This is a genomic window from Candidatus Izemoplasma sp. (assembly GCF_982632705.1).
The window spans coordinates 1-3057 of record NZ_CEXEES010000098.1; the positions used below are offsets into that span (position 1 = coordinate 1).

The following is a 3057-nucleotide window of genomic DNA, read 5'->3' on the forward strand; positions in this document are numbered from 1 at the left end:
GAAACTGTATTATTTATAGAAGACTTTATTATTAATGAAGAAAGACCAATCCTATACATATCTCATGATGAGAGATTATTAGAGAATACAGCAAATGGTATTATCCATTTAACACAAATAAACAAGAATCAGAAAGCGATGACTTTCTTTGAAAAATCAGGTTACATAGAGTACAAGCAAAAAAGAAATTTATCAATGGATTCTCAGGAAATGGTTGCGAGAAAACAGCGTTCAGATTATAAGAAAAAGGTTGAAAGATTCAGACAGATTTACCAAAAAGTAGAACACCAACAGAATCAAGCAGTTAGAAACCCTTCACTTGCAAGGTTACTTGCAAAGAAGATGAAGTCAATGAAAAGTATGGAAAAAAGAATGGGTAAAGAAGAAACAAGCTTTCTTGATATTCCAGAGCGCGCAGACGAGATTAATCTTTTCTTCGACAAAGATATTTCAATACCAAATAAAAAAGTAATTCTTGATTACAACAATGAATCTATTTGTATAGATGACAAGGTATTAGCAACTAATATAAACTTAACTGTCAAAGGACCGCAAAAGCTCTGTATTATAGGAGAAAATGGTACTGGGAAATCAACATTATTACGAAAAATTGTCACTGATTTAAGTAATGTTGTCAATATTAATGTAGGCTATATGCCACAAAATTATGATGAATTAATTCAAGGTGAGAACACATTGGATTTCATAATGAGGGGTAGAGTTTCTAGTGAAGAAGGTCGTGTTAGAAAAATGTTAGGAGCACTACATTTTACACGAGAAGAAATGCTTTATAGTACTGATTCGTTATCTGGTGGTCAAAGAGCGAAACTATTACTTCTTAAAATGGTGTTGGATAAATCGGATGTGTTAATACTTGATGAACCTACAAGGAATTTATCACCACTTAGTATACCTGTTATCCATAATATCTTGATGTTATTCAAAGGTACAATAATTTCTGTTAGCCATGATAGATCTTTCATCGAGAATGTGTTTGATGATGTTCTTGAACTAAGAAAAAATGGATTATTTAAGGCAAGGAGACTCTAGTAGTCTCTTTTTATTTGATGTTCAAATTGATTGTGAAAAACCCTATAAAATGTTAAAATAACAAAGAGAGTTTTTATAGGAGGAATAATATGATAATCAAACCAAGTATAAGAAATAATCTGTTTACAAATAGTCATCCAATTGGATGTTTGAAACAAGTTAAAAGTCAGTTTGAGAATATAAATAAACTTGATAAATTTGATGCACCTAAGAATGTTCTAATTATAGGTGGTTCTTCAGGGTATGGTCTAGCAAGTAGGATCACATTAGGAGTTGCTGGTAATTCAAACACAATTAATGTATCTTTTGAATCTGCACCAAAAGGAAAAAGAAGTGGAACTGCAGGATATTGGAATAATGTAGCATTTCACAAGTACATTGAGTCATATGGTGGAATTCATAAAGATTTTATAGGTGATGCATTTAGTGATGAAATGATAGAACAAGTTACTAATTATATAAAGAATGAAGTCGGTAAGATTGATTTGGTAATATATAGTGTTGCTTCTGGAGCTAGAAAGAATAGTAAAACAGGTGAAGTAGTTAAATCATTCATTAAAGCGTTAGGGGAAGATGTTACGGGTTTAACTATGGATATAGTTAAACATGAAGTGTTTGAACTTGAAGTAACAAATGCTTCAAAAGAAGAAGTTGAAAGTACTGTATACGTTATGGGTGGAAGTAATTGGGAAGATTGGATCAATCATCTAGATAACGAGGGTGTGTTAAACACACACTTCAAAACGATATCATATACGTATATTGGTGGTGAAACCACTAAGGCTATATATCGAGGTGGAACTTTAGGTAAGGCGAAAGAAGACCTTGAAGAAACTACAACTAGATTAAACACAATGATTCAGAAGAAGTACGACGGTGAAGCACTTGTATCTTCAAGTAAAGCTGTTGCGACTAAGGCGAGTATCTACATTCCACAAATGCCAATCTATGTTTCTTGTTTATACAATGTAATGATAGATAATAACGTTCACGAAACAATAGAAGAACATAAATATAGGTTATTTAAGGACATGGTTTATGGAACTAATAGAATTTTAGATGAAAAAGGTCGTATAAGACTTGATAATTTGGAGATGGATCAAACAATTCAAAAACAAGCTTTGGCACTGATGAATGATCTCGATTTTAAAACATTCTTTGATTTAGACGGAACCAAAGTATTCCTATCTGATTTGTTCCAATTAAACGGATTTGGTTTTGACGATATAGATTACGATATGGATATAGATATTTCAGAATTAGATTCACAATTCAACTACATAAAAGTATAGAGGGCTCGTCCTCTATTTTTTTATGATATAATTAGAGTAGGTGATAAATATGTGTGGAAGATTTATAGTGAGTTATACCTATGATGAACTCTTAGGTTTCTTACAATCAAATTATGATATAAGTGGATTTGACCTTGATTACTCTGAGAACTATAATATCTCACCAGGTCAACCTATTTTGTCTGTTATAAAAACAACGACAGAATATAAAGTTGGATACATTGATTGGGGGTTCATACCACCGTTTGCCAAAGACAAGAAAAGTTCATTCAAGATGAGTAATGCTAGAAGTGAAACAATTAAAGAAAAGAATTCTTTTAAGGAATCATTTAAGAAACGAAGAAGTTTGATTCTTGCAAGCGGGTATTATGAATGGGAAAGAAAAGAGATCAAGCAACCATATGTAATCAAGAAAACATCAAATGATTTATTTGCCTTTGCTGCTATATGGACAGTAAATAAACTTGTTAACGAGAAACCGGTATATACCACTGCGATGCTAACTAAAGAATCAGATGATTTGTTGTCTGATATTCATAATAGAATGCCTGTAATTTTATCATATGAGGATTCCTTGGTATGGTTGAATGACAATTCAACAGATGAGCAGTTGAATGAAATTGTATCGAGATCATCTCATAATGGATTCCATAAATTCAAGGTTTCTAACTTTGTAAATAAAAGTAGTAATAATGGGTTGCAATGTATAGAGCCT

3 protein-coding genes are annotated in these 3057 nt (G+C 31.8%); all 3 read left to right on the forward strand.

All coding sequences use genetic code 11. The features are described from left to right. Nucleotides 1-1050, forward strand: a 1050-nt coding sequence (locus tag AC2LE6_RS08755; protein ID WP_484478878.1) for an ATP-binding cassette domain-containing protein, incomplete at its 5' end; no start/stop codon positions are given. A gap of 89 nt (nt 1051-1139) precedes the next feature. After that, nucleotides 1140-2342 (forward strand): enoyl-ACP reductase FabV, encoded by a 1203-nt coding sequence (gene fabV, locus AC2LE6_RS08760; protein ID WP_484478879.1) that lies wholly within the window; start codon nt 1140-1142, stop codon nt 2340-2342. A 49-nt stretch (nt 2343-2391) separates the two neighbouring features. Continuing rightward, a partial coding sequence (locus AC2LE6_RS08765) for an SOS response-associated peptidase (protein ID WP_484478880.1) occupies nt 2392-3057 on the forward strand: 666 nt, incomplete at its 3' end.